This is a genomic window from Okeania sp. SIO2C9, from assembly GCF_010672455.1.
Classification (GTDB): Bacteria; Cyanobacteriota; Cyanobacteriia; order Cyanobacteriales; family Microcoleaceae; genus Okeania.
Genome location: NZ_JAAHGO010000194.1, coordinates 1 through 2,147, shown reverse-complemented (window position 1 = coordinate 2,147; position 2,147 = coordinate 1). Strand labels below are relative to the sequence as shown.

Below are 2,147 nucleotides of genomic sequence, written 5' to 3'. Positions count from 1 at the left end.
TTACAAATCACCACGTAGTTACAAGGCTTTGATAGACTTACTTAAAGATATGCGGGCTTCTATTTTAGGCAATGTTTTTCGCCATAGAGCCTGTCAAAAAAACATTTATGTAACTTATACTTTGGTGTACGCTTCATAATTCGGATTCAATCTCTGTATGCTTTGTTCAGTAAGGGTTTCAGAGCTAGGCTGCACTTGGTCGCACGAACCCTATATTTAGGCCGGCTTAATAGTGCAGGTGAGTGTCAAACCAAAAACCTGGAAAAAAATGGAGCAGGCAGCGGCTAATTATCCCCAGTGGGTGGCTGCGATTAGCGGCAAGCTGGGAGAAGAAACTGACCAAGGTTTTGTTCTGCAACAACCAGGGGTGCAAGTGTTTGAGAAGAAAGCTAAAACTCCCGAGGAAAAAAACAGCTCTGAAACTACTTAAGCTTATTTAGTTGGCGAGGAGGATTTTACAGAAAAACGAGCAAAGCTCACGGTAAAAACTGAAGCTAATCCTAGATTTTATCGAGTTGGCGAGAAACGAATAATGAGTTCTATAGATATTCTTGACGAAGTCTATCAAACTTTATTCTAGCTTGATCATAAATTAATTGATTTTCTTTTTGAGATTCTTTTATTTCTGAGTAGATTCCCATATGGTTTATAATACTATCGTAATCTTTGACCACACCTTGGTTAAGAAAAAGTACTTCAAGATTTGTGTGAAAAATTCTATTAAAAAGTCTTATACTTTCTTCGTAGTATTCAGTTAATCCTACAAAAGATAAGTCCTCTATTTCAATGAATTTTGTTACAAATCTTTGATAATAATTCTTGATAAATTCTAATTGACAAAATTCTTTTAAGGATAATTGGTTATCTCTTATCATGTCGCGCAAAGGAAGAATCTTGTCCTTTTGTTTTTTTAGATAAAAATAGTGGGAAACTACTCTACTAATAGGATCTCTGAAGAAAACCGTATATTTAGCATGAGAAGTAATCTGTTTATATTTATCTGCTTTAAAGTGACCATGTATAATTCTATACTGATAATTAATGATGGATTTATTGAAACTTAAATTGGGATGTTGTATGAGGAATTTTCTGAACTTAAGCTCCAATGTACTATCTGGATTATTTCGACCATAATCTAACAGTAGTTGCTGACCAAACTCTTTGGACAAAGCACATCTAAGACTTGTTCCGGCTGTCTTGGGAATATGAATTGAGACAATCATAGCTAGTCATTTTTAAAGAATAGACATCTTGAAATTAGTATTTATCCATATCAAGACACCTAGACCAATTATAATATTTGAAATAAACAATCCCCAAAAAACACCATAAACACCAAAAAAGTGACTGCCAATATATGTTAATGGTATATAAAGAAGTAATATACGTGTTATGGTTATAACCAAAGATATTAGCGGTTTTCCAAGAGCATTAAAAGTTGAACTACAGACAAGAGTAATGCCTAAGGCTCCATAGCTAAGTGGTATAATCTTTAAATAGGCTGTAGCTACCTCAACTACGGAGGGATTATTTTCAAATATAGAGACAATTTGAGGTGCAGTAACAAAAAAAAAGGCGATTGTTAATATGCTCCAACTAAAACACAACAAAAAACTTAAACTTAGCGCTCTTTTAACTCTCTCGTACTTTTTAGCCCCCCAGTTCTGAGCAACAAACGGACCGATACCAACTGATAAGCCAATTAATCCTATTAAAGCCAAAGTACCTACCCGCGAAGCTATACCAAAACCAGCAACAGCCTCAGAACCATAGGATGCTATCAAACTTGTAATAAAGCCTATGGAAGCAGGAGTAATCATATTAGTTAATGCTGTTGGTAACCCAACATGAAGAAGATTTTTCCAATCTTTCCAAACCTCTTTTACCTTGGGAAAGGTGAAAAGCAACATCTGTTCCCGATAATAGAGAAATGCTAAAGAAGCTAGCATAGATGTTGCTCGTGAAATCACAGTGGCTAATGCAGCTCCTTTAAACCCCATTACCGGAAAGAAGCCCCCTCCGAAAATAAGTAAAGAACTCAGCAAAATCTTTATAACAGCAGCAAGAGTCATAATCAAACTAGGAACTGCGGTGTTGCCTAAAGCTCGGATAACTCCATTACTTACCATTGATACCACTGTACAACA

At 35.6% G+C, this 2,147-nt stretch carries 3 protein-coding genes; 1 reads left to right on the top strand and 2 read right to left on the bottom strand.

The features are described 5' to 3' along the window. Positions 1–238: 238 nt before the first annotated feature. A complete protein-coding gene (locus tag F6K23_RS40195; RefSeq protein WP_293166765.1) occupies positions 239–430 on the top strand; it encodes a hypothetical protein in 192 nt (63 codons plus the stop codon). Positions 431–539: 109 nt separating this feature from the next. Here F6K23_RS40195 and F6K23_RS40190 read toward each other — a convergent pair whose 3' ends face one another. Together F6K23_RS40190 and F6K23_RS40185 are read right to left on the bottom strand one after the other, a co-directional pair. Beyond that, entirely contained in the window at positions 540–1,223 is a 684-nt protein-coding gene (locus F6K23_RS40190; protein WP_293166763.1) for a sulfotransferase family 2 domain-containing protein, read from the bottom strand. Positions 1,224–1,235: 12 nt separating this feature from the next. Further along, the coding region (locus tag F6K23_RS40185) for an MATE family efflux transporter (RefSeq protein WP_293166761.1) at positions 1,236–2,147 on the bottom strand (912 nt) is incomplete at its 5' end.